Origin of the sequence: Halopseudomonas sp. (genome assembly GCF_041579695.1) — a bacterium.
Classification (GTDB): domain Bacteria; phylum Pseudomonadota; class Gammaproteobacteria; order Pseudomonadales; family Pseudomonadaceae; genus Halopseudomonas.
The window spans coordinates 1-19,156 of sequence record NZ_JBFGFI010000014.1; the positions used below are offsets into that span (position 1 = coordinate 1).

20 protein-coding genes are annotated in these 19,156 nt (G+C 62.8%); 7 read left to right on the top strand and 13 right to left on the bottom strand.

The window, feature by feature from the left end; translation table 11 throughout:
• Positions 1 to 45: 45 nt before the first annotated feature.
• Complete coding sequence (locus tag ABYA88_RS05010) at positions 46 to 324, bottom strand: PAAR domain-containing protein (RefSeq protein ID WP_373185841.1); 279 nt, start codon at positions 322 to 324, stop codon at positions 46 to 48.
• 177 nt (positions 325 to 501) lie between these two features.
• Entirely contained in the window at positions 502 to 2,115 is a 1,614-nt protein-coding gene (locus ABYA88_RS05015; RefSeq protein ID WP_373185842.1) for a methyl-accepting chemotaxis protein, read from the bottom strand.
• A gap of 128 nt (positions 2,116 to 2,243) precedes the next feature.
• Here ABYA88_RS05015 and modA point away from each other — a divergent pair, with 128 nt between their 5' ends.
• From modA to modC, 3 genes are read left to right on the top strand one after another with little or no spacing between them, the layout of a single operon-like run.
• Complete coding sequence (gene modA, locus ABYA88_RS05020) at positions 2,244 to 3,017, top strand: molybdate ABC transporter substrate-binding protein (RefSeq protein WP_373185844.1); 774 nt, start codon at positions 2,244 to 2,246, stop codon at positions 3,015 to 3,017.
• A complete protein-coding gene (gene modB, locus ABYA88_RS05025; protein ID WP_373185846.1) occupies positions 3,017 to 3,718 on the top strand; it encodes a molybdate ABC transporter permease subunit in 702 nt (233 codons plus the stop codon). Before modA ends, modB begins: the two co-directional genes overlap by 1 nt.
• Positions 3,715 to 4,791: a molybdenum ABC transporter ATP-binding protein gene (modC, locus tag ABYA88_RS05030; protein ID WP_373185848.1), complete on the top strand. Its 1,077-nt coding sequence runs from the start codon at positions 3,715 to 3,717 to the stop codon at positions 4,789 to 4,791. The genes modB and modC overlap by 4 nt, the downstream gene beginning before the upstream one ends.
• A gap of 13 nt (positions 4,792 to 4,804) precedes the next feature.
• Here the strand turns inward: modC and ABYA88_RS05035 are convergent, their stop codons facing one another.
• Genes ABYA88_RS05035 through ABYA88_RS05050 form a run of 4 tightly spaced genes read right to left on the bottom strand, consistent with a single transcriptional unit; the run spans position 4,805 to position 7,726 of the window.
• Complete coding sequence (locus tag ABYA88_RS05035) at positions 4,805 to 6,550, bottom strand: SulP family inorganic anion transporter (RefSeq protein WP_373185850.1); 1,746 nt, start codon at positions 6,548 to 6,550, stop codon at positions 4,805 to 4,807.
• Positions 6,547 to 6,966, bottom strand: a complete 420-nt coding sequence (locus ABYA88_RS05040) for a DUF6691 family protein (RefSeq protein WP_373185852.1) — start codon at positions 6,964 to 6,966, stop codon at positions 6,547 to 6,549. The genes ABYA88_RS05035 and ABYA88_RS05040 overlap by 4 nt, the downstream gene beginning before the upstream one ends.
• Positions 6,967 to 6,968: 2 nt before the next feature.
• Positions 6,969 to 7,403 carry a YeeE/YedE family protein gene (locus ABYA88_RS05045; RefSeq protein ID WP_373185854.1) on the bottom strand — a complete coding sequence of 145 codons (435 nt, stop codon included), beginning with the start codon at positions 7,401 to 7,403 and terminating at the stop codon, positions 6,969 to 6,971.
• Positions 7,400 to 7,726 carry an ArsR/SmtB family transcription factor gene (locus tag ABYA88_RS05050; RefSeq protein ID WP_373185856.1) on the bottom strand — a complete coding sequence of 109 codons (327 nt, stop codon included), beginning with the start codon at positions 7,724 to 7,726 and terminating at the stop codon, positions 7,400 to 7,402. The genes ABYA88_RS05045 and ABYA88_RS05050 overlap by 4 nt, the downstream gene beginning before the upstream one ends.
• 139 nt (positions 7,727 to 7,865) lie before the next feature.
• Here ABYA88_RS05050 and ABYA88_RS05055 point away from each other — a divergent pair, with 139 nt between their 5' ends.
• Positions 7,866 to 8,639, top strand: coding sequence for an SDR family NAD(P)-dependent oxidoreductase (locus ABYA88_RS05055; RefSeq protein WP_373185858.1), 774 nt, complete (start codon positions 7,866 to 7,868; stop codon positions 8,637 to 8,639).
• 33 nt (positions 8,640 to 8,672) lie between these two features.
• Here ABYA88_RS05055 and ABYA88_RS05060 read toward each other — a convergent pair whose 3' ends face one another.
• On the bottom strand, positions 8,673 to 9,719 hold the full coding sequence (locus ABYA88_RS05060) for an NAD(P)H-dependent flavin oxidoreductase (protein ID WP_373185860.1): 1,047 nt from the start codon (positions 9,717 to 9,719) through the stop codon (positions 8,673 to 8,675).
• Between the two features lie 139 nt (positions 9,720 to 9,858).
• On the opposite strand from ABYA88_RS05060, the gene dkgB reads away from it, so the two are divergent.
• Complete coding sequence (dkgB, locus tag ABYA88_RS05065) at positions 9,859 to 10,659, top strand: 2,5-didehydrogluconate reductase DkgB (RefSeq protein WP_373185862.1); 801 nt, start codon at positions 9,859 to 9,861, stop codon at positions 10,657 to 10,659.
• A 22-nt stretch (positions 10,660 to 10,681) separates the two neighbouring features.
• Here the strand turns inward: dkgB and ABYA88_RS05070 are convergent, their stop codons facing one another.
• From ABYA88_RS05070 to ABYA88_RS05080, 3 genes are read right to left on the bottom strand one after another with little or no spacing between them, the layout of a single operon-like run.
• A complete protein-coding gene (locus ABYA88_RS05070; protein WP_373185864.1) occupies positions 10,682 to 12,640 on the bottom strand; it encodes an acetoacetate--CoA ligase in 1,959 nt (652 codons plus the stop codon).
• Positions 12,637 to 13,686: an aminopeptidase gene (locus tag ABYA88_RS05075; RefSeq protein WP_373185916.1), complete on the bottom strand. Its 1,050-nt coding sequence runs from the start codon at positions 13,684 to 13,686 to the stop codon at positions 12,637 to 12,639. The genes ABYA88_RS05070 and ABYA88_RS05075 overlap by 4 nt, the downstream gene beginning before the upstream one ends.
• A 23-nt stretch (positions 13,687 to 13,709) precedes the next feature.
• The gene (locus tag ABYA88_RS05080; protein WP_373185866.1) at positions 13,710 to 14,591 is read right to left on the bottom strand and encodes a LysR family transcriptional regulator; all 882 of its coding nucleotides are present in this window, start codon (positions 14,589 to 14,591) and stop codon (positions 13,710 to 13,712) included.
• Between the two features lie 112 nt (positions 14,592 to 14,703).
• On the opposite strand from ABYA88_RS05080, the gene trpB reads away from it, so the two are divergent.
• Together trpB and trpA are read left to right on the top strand one after the other, a co-directional pair.
• Entirely contained in the window at positions 14,704 to 15,915 is a 1,212-nt protein-coding gene (trpB, locus tag ABYA88_RS05085) for a tryptophan synthase subunit beta (protein ID WP_373185868.1), read from the top strand.
• Entirely contained in the window at positions 15,912 to 16,724 is an 813-nt protein-coding gene (gene trpA / locus ABYA88_RS05090; protein WP_373185869.1) for a tryptophan synthase subunit alpha, read from the top strand. Before trpB ends, trpA begins: the two co-directional genes overlap by 4 nt.
• Positions 16,725 to 16,803: 79 nt before the next feature.
• Here the strand turns inward: trpA and aroE are convergent, their stop codons facing one another.
• The 3 genes from aroE to ABYA88_RS05105 are packed head-to-tail and all read right to left on the bottom strand — an operon-like array spanning position 16,804 to position 19,109.
• Entirely contained in the window at positions 16,804 to 17,610 is an 807-nt protein-coding gene (gene aroE / locus ABYA88_RS05095; protein ID WP_373185870.1) for a shikimate dehydrogenase, read from the bottom strand.
• Positions 17,610 to 18,533 (bottom strand): oxygen-dependent coproporphyrinogen oxidase, encoded by a 924-nt coding sequence (gene hemF, locus ABYA88_RS05100; protein WP_373185917.1) that lies wholly within the window; start codon positions 18,531 to 18,533, stop codon positions 17,610 to 17,612. Before hemF ends, aroE begins: the two co-directional genes overlap by 1 nt.
• A gap of 18 nt (positions 18,534 to 18,551) precedes the next feature.
• Entirely contained in the window at positions 18,552 to 19,109 is a 558-nt protein-coding gene (locus ABYA88_RS05105; protein ID WP_373185872.1) for an L-threonylcarbamoyladenylate synthase, read from the bottom strand.
• Positions 19,110 to 19,156 lie beyond the last annotated feature (47 nt).

Consider the following 19,156-nt stretch of genomic DNA (forward strand, 5'->3'; position numbering starts at 1 on the left):
CGAAAATCGTCATCTGACCCCAATTCTTGCTGACCGTCCATTTGGTCACCCACCAATACTGACCGTCCCCGGTGCCACCAGTACGTTCGCTCCAGGCGGACACCCGCAGGCAACATAGTCACCGGCTCTGGCGGCTGGGCCGGCTGGCAGGTTTGCGGTGCGGGGCCCGACTGCGACGATGGGGCCGATGCCCTTTTTGCAGGCCGGGCAGGTGGCCTGGTGGCCAACGGAGCTGGCTACCAGCCCATCAAACATGACGCCGCCATTACCCTCGATAACGGCGCCGTCGGTAGAGGTTTTCGAGCCTATCCCTATGCTATGCATCTATGCCAACGCTCCCTGTACGTTTCAGTCCGACCGATGTCAGGCGAGGATCATAGCGAATTAGCGTTATCGGGGCTGATACCTGCGTCACGTTTCACGAAAAGCTGGGTATGGATCTTCTACCGAAGGGGAGCTAAATCGGGCTTCAGAACCTATTCGGCTCACCGGATCCAGCAGCTATACCGCCGCCGACCGAAACCGCTCCGTCAATTGGCGCATAGACAGGGATTCCTGACGCAGGGATTCGCTGACTTCCCGCGAGTTGTTCACGCTGCCGAGCAACACCTGCGAACTCTCGCGCAACATGGCTGAGCGTTGTTCGATCAGGTCCAGCGCATCGCGTTGCAGGGAGACCGAACGGGACACCTGCTGGCTGCCGGACTCCATTTCGACAAACTGGTCTGCCAGGCGCGTCAGGTGGGTCTTGAGCTGGTCCAGATTGCTGCGGTTGCTGGCGCCGGCTGCACGCATCTCATCCAGCAAGCCGTCGACGCCAGTGACGCCTTCGACCAGATCCAGCACCCATTGGCGGATTTCCCGGGTGGAGTCGGCGGTGCGCTGGGACAAGGTTCTGACTTCATCCGCTACCACGGCGAATCCACGCCCGTGCTCTCCGGCCCGGGCTGCTTCGATGGCCGCATTCAGCGCCAGCAGATTGGTCTGGTCGGCGATGGCAGCAATCACGCCGATGACCTGTTCGATCTTGCTGGTCGATTCGCTCAGGGCCTGGATCGAGCCCGAGACGCGGCCTATCACATCAATGGCGTTGTTGGCCGCCGCTTCACTGCTTTGCAGACCCTGCTGCACATGGGCGTTGGCCTGCACGGCTTCACGTATGGTGGCCGCCGATACCTCGGTGGCGGATTCGATCTCTGAGGCCTGGCCGGCGATAGCGCCCATCGAATGGCTGACCTTTTCGATCTGATCACGGGTTATTTCAGATGCGGCCTGCAAGGCTTCAGCTTCCTGGTCCAGTGTCACGGAGCGCTGATTCAAACCCGCGGCGGAATGCCGGATGTCGCCGACAAACTGATCGAAGCGTCCGACCAGACCATTCAGTGCCCGCGCTACGCCGGCCACTTCGTCCTGTCCGGTCACCACCGGCGGGCGGCTGAGATCGGAAGTGGCGTCCATCTGCTTGATATCGCTTTCGATATTCTGCAGCCGGACAATGACCGTGCGCCTGAGCCAGAGCGTCATCAGGATGATCGCTATCAGAAAAACCGCCGTGCCGGTAATCAGGGTGGCCTGCTGGTCGCTCAGATAGGCCAGCAGCTGCTCCGAGTCCTGCTGAATGGTGTTACGGCTGGCGCGCTTTCTTTCATCGATCGCGGCAAGCATCGGTCCGAGAGTCGGAAACAGGGCGAAGTCGACCACCTGGCCAACACTGTAGTAACTCTTCTCGCGAATACCGGGGGCGAGCTTGGCGAGAAGCTCCTGCACGTTCTGGAATTCCCCACGGTGGGCTTCGGCCCATGCGCTAAATTGCGGGCTCTGCTCGATTACCTGCCAGCGCCCCGGCAACGATGCCGCCAATGCCTCGAAGGTGGGTTCTATTTCGTCCCAGAGCAGCAGCTGCGCTTTTATCTTGTAGGCCAGATCCTGCAGTTCCCGGTGATCCTGCTCAAGATCCTCGAGCATCCAGGACTCCTGCAGACCGGCAGTAATCAGGCGATTGGAAGCGGTTTCCGCCTTGTTGATGATCAGCAGCGACAACACGGCCAGGGCGGCCAGGGCGCTGACTGACAGAAAGGCAAAGCACAGGATGCGGGTACGAACAGTGGAGAGCATGGTCACCTCACGACGGGATGGGCACCCGAAGGCTATTCCCGTGATGTGACAACGCCATTACAGATGACAAACACACCTACCCCTCATGGGCAATTGCCAGCGCGACAGTCAGCCGCCAAACTGGCTGCATGAAAACAGCCCTCCTGCTCCTGCCGGTAATCGCGTTGTCCCTGGCTGCCCTGCTTAGCACCAGGGCGGTCGCTGCCGAGCCTGTGCAGGTATTCGCCGCGGCTAGCCTCGGCGGTGTGCTGGAACCTGTCGCAGCTCGGTGGACGGCCCGCAGCGGCCAACCAGTGTCGCTATCCTACGCGGGCAGCTCGGCACTGGCGCGGCAGGTCCAGCAGGGCGCACCGGCTGATCTATTCATCTCGGCGAACAGCCTGTGGATGGACGCATTGGCAACCTCCGGAGATATCCAGCCCGCAAGCCGGCTGGCACTGCTGACCAACAGCCTGGTGCTGATTGCCCACGGTCCTGACACTCCACCGATAGCCATAGAGCCTGGCTTCGCACTGGACGCGCTACTCGGCGACGGCATGCTGGCGATGGCCATGACTACCGCGGTGCCTGCCGGCATCTACGGCAAACAGGCCCTGACCCGGCTGGGCGCCTGGCCGAAGGTCCGCAGCCAGATCGCCCAGACCGATAACGTGCGCGCAGCCCTGGCGCTGGTTGCGCGCGGGGAGGCGAGGCTGGGTATCGTGTATGCCAGCGACGCACTGGCAGAGCCCCGGGTATCAGTGGTGGGCCATTTTCCTGCGGATAGCCACGAGCCGATCATTTATCCGGCAGCCCTGACCACCCAAAGCAAGCATCCACAGGCCCAGGCCTTTCTGCAATTTCTGACCAGCGAGACGGCCCGGGCAGAGTTCCGCCGGGCGGGCTTCCAGGTGGCAGACTGATGTTCGCCGACTGGCTCGGCCCGGCAGAATGGCAGGCGGTTGCATTGTCCCTGCGCGTCTCCTTCTGGGCCACCCTGCTCAGCCTGCCGGTTGGTCTGCTGACGGCCTACGCGCTGGCCCGCTGGCGCTTTCCGGGCAGGCAGCTGTTGAACGGTCTGGTGCATCTGCCGTTGATCCTGCCGCCGGTGGTGACCGGTTATGTGCTGCTGCTCGGATTCGGCCGGCGCGGGCCAATAGGGCAATGGCTGGAGGAAAGCTTTGGCGTGGTGTTGGCGTTCAACTGGACCGGCGCTGCGCTGGCCGCGGCGATCATGGCATTCCCGCTGATGGTACGGGCAATGCGGCTGGCGATCGAGGCGGTAGATCCGAAGCTCGAGCAGGCGGCCAGCACCCTGGGCGCCGGGCATACCTGGGTGTTCATCACGATCACGCTGCCGCTGATCCTGCCCGGCGTCATTGCCGGCACCATCCTGGCGTTCGCCAAGGCGATGGGTGAGTTTGGCGCGACCATTACCTTTGTCTCCAATATTCCCGGCCAGACCCAGACCATACCCTCGGCGATTCATGCCTTCCTGCAGGTGCCCGGCGGCGAGCCAATGGCGGCGCGGCTGGCTATCGTCTCGGTGATTGTCGCGATGGCGGCGCTGTTACTCTCCGAGGTGCTGGCGCAGCGAGTCGCACGGAGGATCGCCGGCCGATGACACTTGCCGTGGAAATCCAGCATCAACTGGGTGATTTTGCGCTGGATGTAAGCTTTCAGGCGCCGCGCGGGCTGACGGTGCTGTTCGGCGAATCTGGCGCCGGCAAGAGCAGTATCATCAATGCTGTAGCCGGCCTGCTGCGGCCGGATGCGGGCCGGATCGAGCTGAACGATCGCGTGTTGCTCGACACCTCCAGAGGTCAAAGCCTGCCGGTGCGCAAACGGCGGATCGGCTACATATTCCAGGATGATCGGCTGTTCCCGCACATGACGGTCCGGCAGAACATTCTCTACGGCCGCCGCTTTGCGTCCTCTTCGGCCGCACCGGCCGATCTGCAGCGGATCATCGCGATGCTTGGCATCGGCCCGCTGCTCGCGCGCAGGCCGGCGGGGCTCTCGGGCGGCGAGAAGCAGCGCGTGGCCATTGCCCGGGCGCTGCTATGTGGCCCGGAACTGATTCTGGCCGACGAGCCCCTGGCAGCGCTGGATGATGCTCGCAAGGCCGAAATACTGCCCTACTTCGAGCGCCTGCGCGATGAGCTGCAGATACCCATGCTGTACGTCAGTCATTCGCTGGCAGAAGTCGCGCGGCTGGCCACCACGGTGGTTACCCTGTCGGCCGGTCGCGTGGGTCAGGTCGGGCCCGCGGCGCAGATACTCTGCGATCCGCATATCGCTCTGGGCCTGCGTGATGCCGGTGCGATCCTCAGCGGCCAGCTATGCGCGCATCACAGCGACGGTCTGAGTGAACTGACTACCGCTGGCGGCGCGCTGTTCATCCCACGCAATGCTGCCGCGCCCGGTACCCGGCTACGCGTGCGTATCGAGGCGCAGGATGTGATTCTGTCGCGCGAGCGCCCCATAGGCCTGTCGGCGATGAACATTCTGCACGGCACGATCACTGCCATCACCAGCCGCGACGACAGTGATGCCATGGTAGTACTGCGCATGGGTGAGGAAAGCCTGCTGGCGCGGGTAACCTGTCGTTCGGTCGCGCTGCTCGGCCTGCGGGTGGGTGATCGCTGCCATGCGGTGATGAAATCGGTTGCGCTGGCGCCCAACGACATCAGCTAGCGCCAGAGCACACTCAGACTCTCAGATCGCTGCTCGCCGGGCGTTTCTGGCTACCCAGCGTATTAAAAGCGATATGCGTGCTGGGGAAAACTTCGCCCACCTGCTCGTTGATCCAGTCCGTCTCCTCCAGATGATCCATCACCGGACCCTTCACCTCGGCCAGATGCAGGTGAATGTCCTTGTCCGCCAGACCCTCGGTCAGCTCGCTGAGCATGTCCAGACCGGTGCTGTCGATGTGATTGACCGCAGACAGGATCAGCAGCACCTCACGGGTATCGGGATAGTCCCGCAACGCACGGTAGAGCGCATTCTCGATGGCCTTGGTGTTGGCGAAGAAGATGTTCTCGTCGATGCGCAGCGCCAGCAGATGCGGTTCTGTTTCCACCAGATGGCGCTTGGTATTACGGAAATCCTGGGTCCCCGGCACGCGTCCGACGATCGCGATATGCGGCCGGCTTCCCCGCCACAACTGGGCGGCGATCGACAGGCAGATACCCAGCGCAATCCCGCCCTCGATACCCAGCAGCAGCACACCGGCAGCGGTGCTGAACAGCGTCAGGCCCTCCGCCCGGTCATAACGCCAGGCGCGCTGAAGGCTGGCCAGATCGATCAGCGGCGTTACCGCCACCAGGATCACGACCGCCAGAATGACCAGCGGCAGATGGGCGAACAAGGGCGCGATGGTCAACAGAATCGCACCGATGATCAGCATCGCGATCACCCCGGCCAGTGGCGTGTTGGAACCGGCCTCGATATTGACCATGGAGCGTGAGAAGCCGCCGGCAACGGCAAAGCCACCAGTCAGGCCGGAACCCAGGTTGGCCGCGCCAAGGGCCAGCAATTCGCGATTGGGATCAATGCTCTGGCGCTTGCGCCGGGCCAGGGACTGGGCGATCGAGACGCTCTCAACGAAGGTAACCAGGCTGATCAGCGCCGCAGGCAACAGCAACGAACGCAAATCCGACCACTCCGGTGTGGCCCAGAAAAAGGCGGGTAGGCCGGCCGGAAGAAAACCGACCACCGGCACACCTCGTGTAGCGAGATCGCCGCCGATGGTCAGCAGCAGCGCAGCAATCACCAGCACAATGGGCGCGAGCCGTGCGAGCAGGGTAGCGGCCACATCGGGCAATCCCAGCGCGCGCAGGTGACTGCCCAGCAGGCTACGGGCATATAACAGCCAGGCCAGCGAGACCAGCCCGATCCCCAGCACCCAGGTGTTGACCGGCTGCCAGCTGTCGAGCAGTTGCTCTGGACTGCCTGGCAGGGCGGGCAAGCCGAGCAAATGGGGCAGCTGACTGATCGCAATCAGGATAGCGGCGCCGCTGATGAAGCCACTGATAACCGGGTGGCTGAGAAAGTTGGCAAGAAAACCCAGCCGCAGCAAACCCACCGCAAAAAGCATCACGCCTGACATCAGCGCCAGCCAGATCGCCAGCTGCAGGTAGGCACCGCTGCCAATGGCGGCGAGCGGCGCCAGCAGGGTGGCAGTCATCAGTCCGGTTACCGCAACCGGGCCGACCGACAGGCTCATGCTGCTGCCGAACAGGGCGTAGGCAAGCAGCGGCAACAGACTGGCATACAGGCCGATCTGTACCGGCAGGCCGGCAAGCATTGCGTAGGCCATGCTTTGCGGAATGATCATCACGCTGACCACCAGGCCGGCGGTCAGGTCACCACTGAGCCAGGCCAGGCGATAATGCCGCAACCATCCGAGCAGGCCGGGATCGCCGGGGGGCTGCAGCCGGGGATTATCGATCATGCATTCACGCGGCGGTCATATAGATTGAACAGGACCATACCACCGAGCATCGCCAACACGAAGAGCAAGGCCTGCGGCATTCCCGCGCCTAGTGCAACCAGCGCCGGACCAGGGCAGAACCCGGCAATCCCCCACCCGGCACCGAATATGATGCTGCCGGTTATCAGCCGTGGATCGATCTGCCGGGTTCCCGGCAGGGTCACTGGCTCGCCGCGCAGGGTATGGCCCGAACGCTGTACCCACTGCATCGGCAAGAAAACCGCGGCGATCGCGCCGACCATGACCAGAGCGAGGGACGGATCCCAGCGGCCGAACAGATCGAGAAACCCCAGTACCTTGGCCGGATTGGCCATGCCCGAGATGACCAGGCCCAGACCGAACAGCAGGCCAGCCAGCAACGCTGTCAGAAATCGCATCTTCAGCCTCCCCACAGGTGGCGGAGCAAAAACACCGTAGCGAAACCGCTACCCATGAACGCCAGCGTCGCCACCAGTGAGCGCGGGGATAGCCGCCCCAGGCCGCAGACACCGTGACCACTGGTACAGCCCGAACCCAGCCGCGAACCGAAACCGACCAGCAGGCCGGCAATTACCAGCGCAAGCGGCCCTGCCTCGATCACAATCTCGGGGCGCTCCTGCAGCCACCAGTACAGCAAGGGTGCCAGCACCAGGCCTGCAATGAAGGCCGCGCGCTCGCCATATCCGGATGAGAGCGGTGTCAGCAGACCAGCAAACAAACCGCTGATCCCGGCGATTCGGCCATTGAGTAATATCAGCATCCCGGCAGAGACACCAATCATGATGCCGCCGAGTAATGCGCTCCAGGGAGTGAAATGCGCCCAGTCAATGATCATTCTGCTTGCTCCTCACAGTACAGCCGGTAAAGCGTGGTGATCACCGCCAGCGCCTCGTCGCTTGCTATACGATAGTAGACCAGCTTGCCATCCCGGCGGGTCGCGACCAGGCCCTCGCGCCGCAATACGCCCAATTGCTGGGAAAGTGTTGGTTGAACGATGCCCAGGCTGGCCTCCAGCTCACCGACATTGCGCTCGCCATCGACCAACTGGCAGAGCAGCATCAGCCGGTCGCGATTACTCAACGCCTTGAGCAGGGCCTGAGCCTTGTCCGCGGAGCCGCGCAGGCGCTGCATGTCGATTGTGTCAGTTGTTGACTGCATGGTGCATGTCCATCGTGAGATCGTGAGTAACACTATATATAAAAATATAATGTTTTCAAGCGGGGGCTGAGTTCGCAGGGCTGGAGCAAAGGGCCCGCATGACCGATACTTTGCCCCATCAGAAAAAAGGGGTGCATGCATGACTTCAAATCGTTTCGATCTTGCCGGCAAGACGGCACTTGTTACTGGCGCCTCCAGCGGGCTGGGCGAGCATTTTGCGCATATTCTGGCCGCCGCGGGCGCCCGGGTGGTGGTTGCCGCACGCCGTGCCGAGCGTCTCCAGGCGCTGGTTGACGACCTACGCGGCCAGGGTCATGACTCGCTGGCCGTCACCATGGATGTGACCGATGCCGAAAGTATCGATACCGGATTCAGCCAGGCTGAGGAGCATTTTGGCCGCGTCGACATTCTGGTCAATAACGCCGGCATCGGCGACGCGGTGCCGTTCCTGAAGATGGATGAGGGCAACTGGCGCAGCATGCTGGATACCAACCTGGATGGCGCCTGGCGCGTGGCCCACCGGGCGAGCGTGGCCATGGCGGCTGACGAACAGGGCGGCAGTATCATCAATATCGCCTCGATTCTCGGCCTGCGCGTGGGCCAGGGGTTAAGCCATTACGCGGTAGCCAAGGCGGGCGTGGTGCAGCTGACCAAGGCCATGGCAATGGAGCTGGCGCGCAACCATATCCGGGTCAACGCTATCGCGCCGGGCTATTTCCGTACCGAGATGAACGATGACTATTTCGCCTCGGAAAAGGGCCAGGACTATGTCCGCCAGGCGGTGCCCATGCGACGGCTGGGGCAGCTGGAAGAACTCAGCGGACCCTTGCTGCTGCTCGCCAGCGAAGCCGGATCCTTCATGACCGGCACCGTCATCAATGTCGATGGCGGCCATGTGAACAACAGTCTGTAACGAGCATTCTTTTCAGCCGGCTGCTGATCTTTCTCATTCAGGCCTAGCGATCCCCGTCAGTTGACCAACAAGGTCCGCGGCGGGGATAGCCCGACAGCCGCTGGCGTTCTGCCCGGACCATAACGGCGAAAAATCGCCGCTGCCCTGGCTCTCGGCCGCCTTGCGCAGAGGTGTGATCGCGGTGCCAGCCAACGGAAATTCTGGCGCCAGCGGACTCATCGGTCCCAGCTCGCGTATCACCCGATTGACGATACCGCGGGCCGGGCGGCCGGAAAAGACATTGGTCAGCGTGGTATGGGCGGCTGCCTCGCTGGCCAGCGCCGCCCGATGAACCTGGCTGGTTGTCGCTTCCGGACAGAGCAGGAAAGCTGTACCGATCTGCACGCCAGAGGCTCCCAGCGCCATCGCCGCGCTGATACCGGCGGCATCGGCGATCCCGCCGGCGGCGATTACCGGTACGCCAACCGCGGCGACCACTTGCGGCAGCAAGGCAAGGGTGCCCACCTGGGTAGTTACATCCTCGCTCAGAAACATTCCTCGATGACCGCCGGCCTCCAGGCCCTGGGCGATCACCGCATCGACTCCGCGAGACTCAAGCCAGCGGGCTTCAGCCACGGTGGTAGCGGAGGATAGAACAACCGTTCCCCAGCGCTTCAGCTCTGCCACCAGTTCCGCATCAGGCAGGCCAAAGTGAAAGCTGATCACGGGTGGTTTGAACTCGCGCAGGATTTCCAGCACCTGGGCATCGAAGGGTCTGCGCCCTCCGCCCGCACGGACATCCGCCAGATCCAGCCCCATCTCGCGGTACCAGGGCGCCAGGGCCTCGCGCCAGCGTTCCTCGCGTTCGGCATCCGGCTCGGGCGGGGTATGGCAGAAGAAATTCACGTTCCATGGCCCGGCGCTCTGCTCACTCATGATCTGCAATTCTGCGCGCAGCGCGTCTGCTCCGAGCATCGCGGCAGGGACCGATCCCAGCGCTCCCGCGCCGCAGACCGCCAGGGCAAGCCGACTGTCCTGCACGCCGGCCATGGGCGCCTGGATGATCGGCAGCCGGGTGCCCAGCAGGTTCTGGAGAGACATGAACGTTCCTCGTATCGTTGTGTGTTCTGCCCGACAGATTAGCGTCTGAAGGTCGCCACTTCCATGGCATACGCGTACTGGTCTAAGGTGTACTCAGGAAATGAGCACGCTAATCCATCGATTATCAGGAGAAAAATACATGGGCATTCCCGCAATCGGCCTGGGCACCTACCGCCTGAAGGGCGAGGAGGTCAGCGATGCGGTCAGCCAGGGGCTGCACCTCGGCTACCGGCATATAGATACTGCGCAAATATATGAAAATGAACAGGAAATTGGCCAGGTAATCGCTGACAGCGGAGTACCCCGCGACGAGCTGTTCATTACTACCAAGATCTGGATTGCCAATCTGGCACCGCGCAAACTGATCCCCAGCCTCGAGGAAAGCCTGCGCAAGCTGCGGATGGATCACGTGGACATGACGCTGATCCACTGGCCTTCACCCGATGACAAGGTGCCGATGGAAGAGTATCTGCCGATGCTGCTGGAGGCAAAGGAGCAGGGCCTGACCAAGCGGATCGGCGTATCCAACTTCACTATCGAGCACCTGAGCAAAGCAATCGATCTGGTCGGCGGGGAGAATATCGCCACCAACCAGGTCGAGATCCACCCGTTCATGCACAACCGCAAGGTCGCCGAATTCGCCCGCGAACATGGCATTCAACTGACCGCCTACATGCCGCTGGCGGTGGGCAAGGTAATGAAGGACCCGGTATTGCAGGCAATCGGCCAGGCCCACGAAGCCACCCCGGCCCAGGTCACGCTGGCCTGGTTGCTGCAACTGGGTTATGTGGTCATCCCGTCTTCAACCAAGCGCCAGCACCTGCAGGACAACCTGCGCGCTGGCGATCTGAAATTGAGCCAGGAAGACATGGCGGCGATTGCTGCGCTGGAGCGCAATGAGCGTATTGCCGATCCCGATTTCGCGCCAGACTGGGATTAGTCAGCCGCACAGCCAGCGCTGACTAACACCAGAGCGCCTCTATTGCCGCGATCTGCTCCAGCGCTTCGGGGTTGGCCAGCGCCTCGCGGTTGGTCACTGGCTCGCGGCGCAGGATTTTCGCCACGGCCAGCTCGACTTTCTTGCCACTGCGCGTATAAGGCACCTGCTCGACAGCCTCGATCCGGGCCGGCACATGCCGTGGGCTTGCGTTGTCGCGGATGCGCTGGCGAATACGCTGGCGCAGGGGCTCATCCAGCGTCTGACCGCTATTCATCACCACCAGCAGAATCACGCGCACATCCCCGTCCCAATCCTGGCCGACCACCAGACTGTCGGCGATTTCGTCCAGGGTCTCGACCTGCCGGTAGATTTCCGCGGTACCGATCCGCACGCCGCCGGGGTTGAGGGTTGCATCGCTGCGTCCGTGAATGATGCAGCCGCCCTCTTCATCGAACTCGATATAATCGCCATGCGCCCAGACACCCTCGAAGCGCTCGAAGTAGGCGGCGCGGTAGCGGCTACCATCGCTGTCATTGAAGAAGCCCAGCGGCATGCTGGGTGCCGGCTGCAGGCAGACCAATTCTCCACGCTCGCCAATTACCGGCTGGCCCTCGTCATTGAACGCCTGCACATCCATGCCCAGCATGCGGCACTGGATCACTCCGCGACGCACCGGTAGCAGAGGGGAGCAACCAACGAAGCAGGAGACGATGTCGGTACCGCCAGATATCGATCCCAGCAGCATGTCCGTCTTTACCGCACTGTAGGCCCAGTCGTAGTCCTCGGGCAGCAGCGGCGAGCCGGTCGACAGCAGCACCCGCATCGGGTCCAGATCAAAACTGCGGCCTGGCTGCAGACCCGCATTGCGACAACCGCCGAGAAATTTCGCGCTGGTGCCAAAATGCGTGACGCGGTAATCCTCGGCCAGTTGCCACAGGCGCTCCATATCCGGATAGCCGGGATTGCCATCAAACAGCACCAGCTCGGCACCGGTCAGTAGCCCCGAGGCCAGCCAGTTCCACATCATCCAGCCACAGGTGGTGAAGTAGAACAGCACATCATCCGGGCCCAGATCGCCATGCAGGATCAGCTCCTTGCTGTGCTGCAGCAGTGTGCCGCCGGCCCCGTGCATGATGCATTTGGGCACGCCGGTGGTGCCGGATGAGTAGAGGATATAAAGCGGATGGTCGAAGGGTAGTGCGGCGAATTCCGGCTGTGCCCCGGCATGCCGGCGTTGCACATCCTGCCAATCCACTACCGCTGCAGGCAGCGCGATGTCCGGCACATTGTTGATCATCAACAGATGCTCAACCGAGGGCATGCTGCGCTGCAACTCGAGCGCCTGCGCGGTGCGGTCGAACACCTTGCCACCATAGCCGTAACCGTTCACGCAAATCAGCAGCCTGGGTTCGATCTGACCGAAGCGGTCGAGAATGCCTGCGCTGCCGAAATCCGGCGAAGCCGAGGACCATACTGCGCCGATGCTGGCGCAGGCGAGCATGCCGATGATGGCCTCGGGGATGTTGGCCACCACGGCGGCCACGCGGTCGCCCGGCTCTATGCCCATCTCCCGCATCCAGGCCGCCAGTGCCGCGACCTCCGCCAACAGTTCGGCGCAGCTGAGAGTAAAGTCCGCTCGAGTTTCCGAGCGCGCATGCACGGCCGGTCGGGATGCGTCACTGGTCAGGGCGTGGCGCAGCAGGTTCTCGGCAAAATTCAGCTGAGCCTCGGGAAACCACCGGGCGCCAGGCATGGCGTGGCTTTGCAATACCGGTCCCGGTTCATTGGCACTGATCACACCGGTGTAGTCCCAGATGCTCTGCCAGAACCGCTCGATATCTGCGACCGACCAGGCATGCAATGCCTGATAGTCGGCGAGCGGTGTTTCGTCGGCGGCCTGCAGCCAGTCGCGGTAGCGCGCCATGTGGCTTTGCGTCAGCGCCTTGCGGCCAGGCCTGTGAACGATTGTGGGCAGGGTCATCGATCTTGCTCTCCGGTATGCGGTTGGGTATCAACAAGGGTGCCACCAAGGGTATCAAGGATCGCGGATCGCTCGGCCATCGGCGCACTGCCAAGACGCTCGACTTCCAGATAGAAGCGCTGCCAGTCTCCATCGACTCGCCGAAACAGTTCGGCGAACGCAGGAACCCACTGATCATAGATGCCGAAGGGCAACAGGCTGGCGTTGTTCAGCTCACCGGCAAACCAGCCGTCAAAGCGCGCACTGTCGGGCCATCGCTCCGCTTGCCAACGATCGTATTCACTGCGCAGCCGGGTAAATTCTTTCTCCTTTGCGGCGCGCTTGGCCACGTCCGGCAGATCAGTGGCGTACAGTGCCTGCAGCCGCTCGCGGGCGGCCATGATCAGTTGCGTGAACTCCGCCTGCTCGCGTTCCAGTGCCGGATCCGGCGGCGGCAAGCCACGGCTAGCACGCCACTGGCGCAGGCCTTCACGCCCCACAAAAGTGGCGAAGGACTCGTTGAAAGCGGTGTCATCCTTCACGTAGAACTGCTGATGCGCGAGCTCGTGGAACAGCGTCATTGCCACGTAATCATCATCCCAGTGGAGCATAGAGCTAAGCAAAGGATCGTCATACCAGCCCAGGGTGGAATAGGCCGGAATGTCACCGATAAAGACCTCCATGCCCTGCTTGCGCCAGTCGTCCGCAGCCGCTTGCGCAGCCGCCAGGGAAAAATAGCCTTTATAAGCAAGGCACCCGGTAAACAGGTAGCAGTGCTGCACCGGCTCGAGGGAGAGCTCGGGCGCCACAAACAGGTTCCAGAGCACGTACGGGCGGGGCAGTGCGCTGTAGCGGGTATAGCTCTGGTTGTCCGGTAGACCCAGGGCGCTGCTGGCGAAACGCCGGGCGGCCAGCGCCTCGGCCAGCCGCGCTTTCAGCGCCGGATCAGTGTCGGGGTTGTCGAGCAGATCGGCGATCGGCACACTCAGTGCCATCACCTCACGCTGTCCCTGCCAGGAGTGCTGCACGAAGGCGATGCTGCTGCAGCCGGCGAGCAGCAACGACATCAGCACAGCAATGACGCCGGCCCTCACAGGTTGGCCCCAAGCCAGTCCGCCAGCTGGCGAACCTGCATTTGCGGCTGGCGCTCGGGGCTCCACAGCGCGAGCTGGTTCGATGTTTCAACAAAGCCCCAGGGCGCCAGCAGTCGGCCATTGGCAATATCGTCGGCCACCAGTAGCTGTGGCGCGATCGCTACCCCCAGGCCAGACAATGCCGCTTCGAGCAGGTAATAGAGGTGCTCGAAACCCTGCCCCTGGCGCAGGCTCCGGGGCTCGAGACCGCTGGCTCTGGCCCAGTCATCCCAGGCGCCGGGGCGCGACAGGGTATGCAGCAGCGATTCGTTCACCAGCGCACTGGCTGGCTTGTCTGTGAGCGCTGCTGCGCGGGCGTAACGCGGACTGAAGACCGGGCCAATGCACTCGGCCAGCAACGGATACACCTGCATGTCGGCCGGCCAGGGCGGCTCGGCAAACAGCAATGTGGCACTGACCCCCGGCTTGCGTGGATCCATTTCGCCTTCGCTGGCTGACAGGTGCAGATTCAACTCGGGCAGCTCGGCGTTCAGCCTGTCCAGCCGCGGGATGAACCAGCGCGCCAGCAGGCTTCCAGGAACGGCTAGCAGGAAAGGGGCGCTCGCCTGGGTCTGGCTGATCTCCGCGCAAACCGTGCGCAAACTGTCCAGTGCCTCGCGGCTGGCATCACGCAGGCGGCGACCGGCTGGGGTCAGCTGCACACCACGCCCGGCCTTTTCGAACAGAGCGACGCCCAGCTCTGATTCCAGCGTGCGGATCTGCCGGCTTACTGCGCCATGGGTCACATGCAGCACCTCTGCCGCCTGGCTCACGCTTTCCAGCCGGGCAGCCGTCTCGAAGACACGCAGGGCGTTGAGGGAAGGTAGGTCTCGGCTCATGGCGATATGTCACTTTTTCTCACAGGTCGTAGCCATCTTATCGATTTTTTTCCATCGCTGCCTGCCCTATTGTGGCCGCATTGCAAAGCCACCCTAGAGCAAGGTACCGACCATGCAGAACACCAGCACCTTTACCCGCGGCGCCGATGCCCAGGGCCAGTTCGGCTCGTTCGGCGGTCGCTTCGTTGCCGAATCGCTGATGCCGTTGATCCTCGATCTGGAAGAGGCCTTCAACACCGCGCTTGCCGAACCGAATTTTCTCGCTGAACTGGACCGTTTCCAGGCCGAGTTTGTCGGCCGTCCCAGTCCCTTGTATTACGCCGAGCGACTGACCGAACTGTACGGCGGCGCGAAGATCTACTTCAAGCGCGAGGAGCTGAACCATACCGGCGCGCACAAGATCAACAACTGCATCGGCCAGGTATTGCTGGCCAAGCGCATGGGCAAGACGCGTATCATCGCCGAGACCGGCGCCGGCATGCACGGGGTGGCGACCGCCACCGTGGCTGCACGCTTCGGTCTGCCCTGCGTGGTCTACATGGGCGCCACCGATATCGAACGTCAGCGCGACAACGTCTCGCGCATGCGCCTGATGGGCGCCGAGATCGTACCGGTCACATCTGGCACCGGCACCCTGAAAGATGCGATGAACGAAGCCCTGCGCGACTGGGTGACCAACGTCGAAAACACCTTCTATATGATCGGCACCGTCGCCGGTCCGCACCCCTATCCAACCATGGTTCGCGAATTCCAGGCGGTCATCGGCCGTGAGGCACGCGCGCAGATAGTCGAACGTGAAGGACGTCTGCCCGATAGTCTGGTTGCCTGTATCGGCGGCGGATCCAATGCCATGGGCCTGTTCCATGCGTTCCTGGATGATCCGGGGGTACAGCTGATTGGCGTAGAAGCGGCCGGGGAGGGTCTCGACAGTGGCAAGCATGCTGCCAGCCTGAAGGGGGGTATTGCGGGCGTACTGCACGGTAATCGCACCTACCTGCTGCAGGACACCGATGGCCAGATTACCGATGCGCATTCGGTTTCTGCTGGCCTGGATTACCCGGGCATCGGGCCCGAGCACGCCTGGTTGCATGAGCAGGGCCGGGTCGATTACTCCGCGGTGACCGATACCGAAGCGCTGGAAGCATTCCATGTGTGCTGCCGCCAGGAAGGCATCATCCCGGCGCTGGAAACTGCCCACGCGCTCGCCGAAGTAGCCAAGCGCGCGCCGCACCTGCCCAAGGACCATTTGATGATCGTCTGCCTGTCGGGGCGCGGCGACAAGGATATGCCCACCGTACTGCGTCTAATGGAGGAAAAGGCATGACTTCACGCCTAGCTGGCCGCTTCGCCGAACTCAAGAGCGCCAACCGCGCAGCCCTGGTGACCTACATCTGCGCCGGAGACCCTGGCCATGACGCCAGCCTCTCCCTGCTCAAGCAGCTACCCGCCGCGGGCGCGGATATTATCGAACTGGGTATGCCCTTCAGCGATCCGATGGCTGACGGTCCGACCATCCAGGCCGCGGCCGTACGCGCGCTGAAAGCCGGCCAGACGCAGCTGAAAACACTGGAGATGGTCCGCCAGTTTCGCGTTGAAGACCAGACTACGCCGATCGTACTGATGGGCTATTACAATCCGATCTACCGCTACGGACCGGAAGCCTTCATGCGCGATGCCCGGGAGGCCGGTGTTGATGGTCTGCTGGTGGTCGACCTGCCCGCCGAGCACGACAGCGAACTCGGCCCGCTGGCCCGCGAAGCCGGGCTGGACATGATTCGCATGGCCACACCGACCACCGATGCCAAGCGCCTGCCGGCCGTGCTGGACCGCGCCAGTGGCTTTTTGTACTACGTATCGCTCAACGGCGTGACGGGCGTCGGCCAGGCTGACAACGCCACGGTACGCGATGCGATCGGCGCGATACGCCAGCAAACCGATATTCCGGTCTGCGTCGGCTTCGGGGTGCGCACGCCGGAGCAGGCCGCACGCTTTGCAGTGGATGCCGAGGGCGTGGTGGTGGGGTCGGCGCTGGTGGATTGCATCGCCAATGCGAGCACGCCGGAGCAGGGCGTCAAGGATGTGCTTAGCCTGGTATCGGATCTGGCCGAAGCGGTACGAGACGCTCGGACCTGATTCCGGGAGGGCCGAGTTCCAACTCGGCCAAGCAGAGTAGCGGTCAATCTCCTTGTCGAGCTGGAACTCGACAATCCCGCTAGCGTAGCGCCTTGAGCACCGGCACGGTATCCGGGCGGACGCCGCGCCAGAGCAGAAAGGCTTCGGCTGCCTGCTCTACCAGCATTCCCAACCCATCCAGACACCGCGCGGCCCCCTGCTCCGCAGCCCATCGATTGAATGCGGTGAGCTCGCTGGCGTACATCATGTCGTAGCACCAGGTATGTCCCGCGCGAATGAGCTTGGGCGAAATGTCCGGCAGGTCGCCGGCCAGGCTGGCCGAGGTGGCATTGATGATCAGGTCCACCGGCTCTTCGATCCACTGGAAACCCGCGGCACTGACCGGACCCTGGTCCGCAAACAGCGCAGCCAGTTCCTCGGCCTTGCTGACGGTGCGGTTGACGATACAAAGCTGTGAAGGCCCGGCCGCAAGCAGCGGCTGTACAACGCCCCGAGCCGCGCCTCCGGCACCCACCAGCAGGATCTTCAGCCCGGCCAGGTTCAACCCGGCATTGTGCTCGATGTCGCGTACCAGACCCTTGCCATCGGTGTTGTCCCCCAGCAGAGTGCCGTCGGCCAGACGCTGGATAGTGTTCACCGCGCCGGCACGCTCGGCTGCCGGCGTGTGTCGGTCAACCAGGGCCCAGGCCTGCTCCTTGAAGGGTACGGTCACGTTGACCCCGAGCCCGTCGGCCAGAAAGCGGTGCAAGGTGCCGGCAAAGTCGTCGAGCGGCGCCAGCAGGGCCTCGTAGGAGATCGCCTCGCCGGTCTGCTCGCCAAACATCCGGTGTATCTGCGGCGATTTGCTGTGTCCGATAGGGTTGCCGATTACGGCATAACGATCCACTAGCGACCTCCGCCGAGCCAGTCACGCGCTACCAGAAACTCGTCGGTCAACCGCGCCTCCGGCGTTCCCGCTGCAGGCTGCCAGTTGTAGTCCCAGCGCACCACCGGCGGCAGTGACATCAGGATCGACTCGGTGCGTCCGCCAGTCTGCAGGCCGAATAACGTACCGCGGTCGTAGACCAGGTTGAATTCCACGTAGCGCCCCCGGCGGTATTCCTGGAAAGCCTTCTGCTCGGCAGTATATGCGGCTGTACGTCGACGTTCGATGATCGGCAGGTACGCGTCGATATAGGCATCACCGATTGCGCGGAGAAACTCGAAACTGCGTTCAAAGCCCCACTGATTGAGGTCGTCGAAGAACAGCCCGCCAACGCCGCGCTGCTCCTGTCGGTGCTTAAGGTAAAAATATTCATCGCACCAGGCCTTGTAGCGCGGGTAGACATCTTCACCAAAAGGCGCGCAGGCATCACGGGCCACCTGATGCCAGTGAACGCAGTCTTCCTCGTGGGCGTAGTAGGGGGTCAGATCAAAACCGCCACCAAACCACCAGACCGGGTCCGCTCCTTCTTTTTCCGCGACGAAAAAGCGCACATTGGCGTGGGAGGTCGGCACATGGGGGTTTTCCGGGTGCATTACCAGCGATACGCCCATGGCCTGGAAACTCCGTCCCGCCAGCTCCGGACGATGGGCCGTCGCGGAGGGGGGCATGCCGTCGCCGAATACATGTGAAAAGCCTACCCCGCCTTTTTCCAGCAAACCGCCCTTTTCCAGAATCCGCGAACGCCCAACGCCGCCGGCAGGGCGGTCCCATAGCTCTTCGGCGAAGCGGCCGACACCATCTGCGCCTTCCAGGGCGGCACAGATGCGGTCCTGCAGATTCATCAGATAGTCTTTTACGGCGGCCACATCGGTGGCATCGGGCATATCTTTCACGGGTTAACCTCAGGCGGGGCGGATGATCTGGTCTGTCTGCAGGTCGCGAATGATACTGGGATTGCGCTGCGCACCCAAGGTACCGGGTACTACCGCGTCCAGCGTATCGTGAAAGTACTGCTCGATACGCAGCCGCGAGCGCGCCGGCGGACGGCCGGTCGGATTGGCCGAAGTGGACACCAGGGGGCCGGTCACTTTGCACATCTGCTGGATTAGCGGATGGTCGCTGACCCGCAGCGCGACAGTCTGATGCACGCCGGTAATCCATGGTGGCAAACGCTCGCGATGGGGCACCAGCCAGGTATTGGGTCCAGGCCAGGACAGCTGCAACTTGGCCAGCAGTCCGTCAGGTAAATCCCAGAGCAGAAAATCGAACTGCTCGATATCGCCGGCAACCAGGATCAGCCCCTTTTCCACCGGCCGGTCCTTGAGCTCCAGCAGGCGTTCAACTGCTTCGGCCTTCCAGGGATTGCAGCCGAGCCCCCAGACTGCCTCGGTGGGATACGCGATTACGCCCCCGGCATGCAAAATCCGGTTGATTTGTACCAATCGCCAGCGTGCCAACATGCCACCTCCCCAATGACCACGGCAACCCCGCAGGCGTTGCCGGCTTC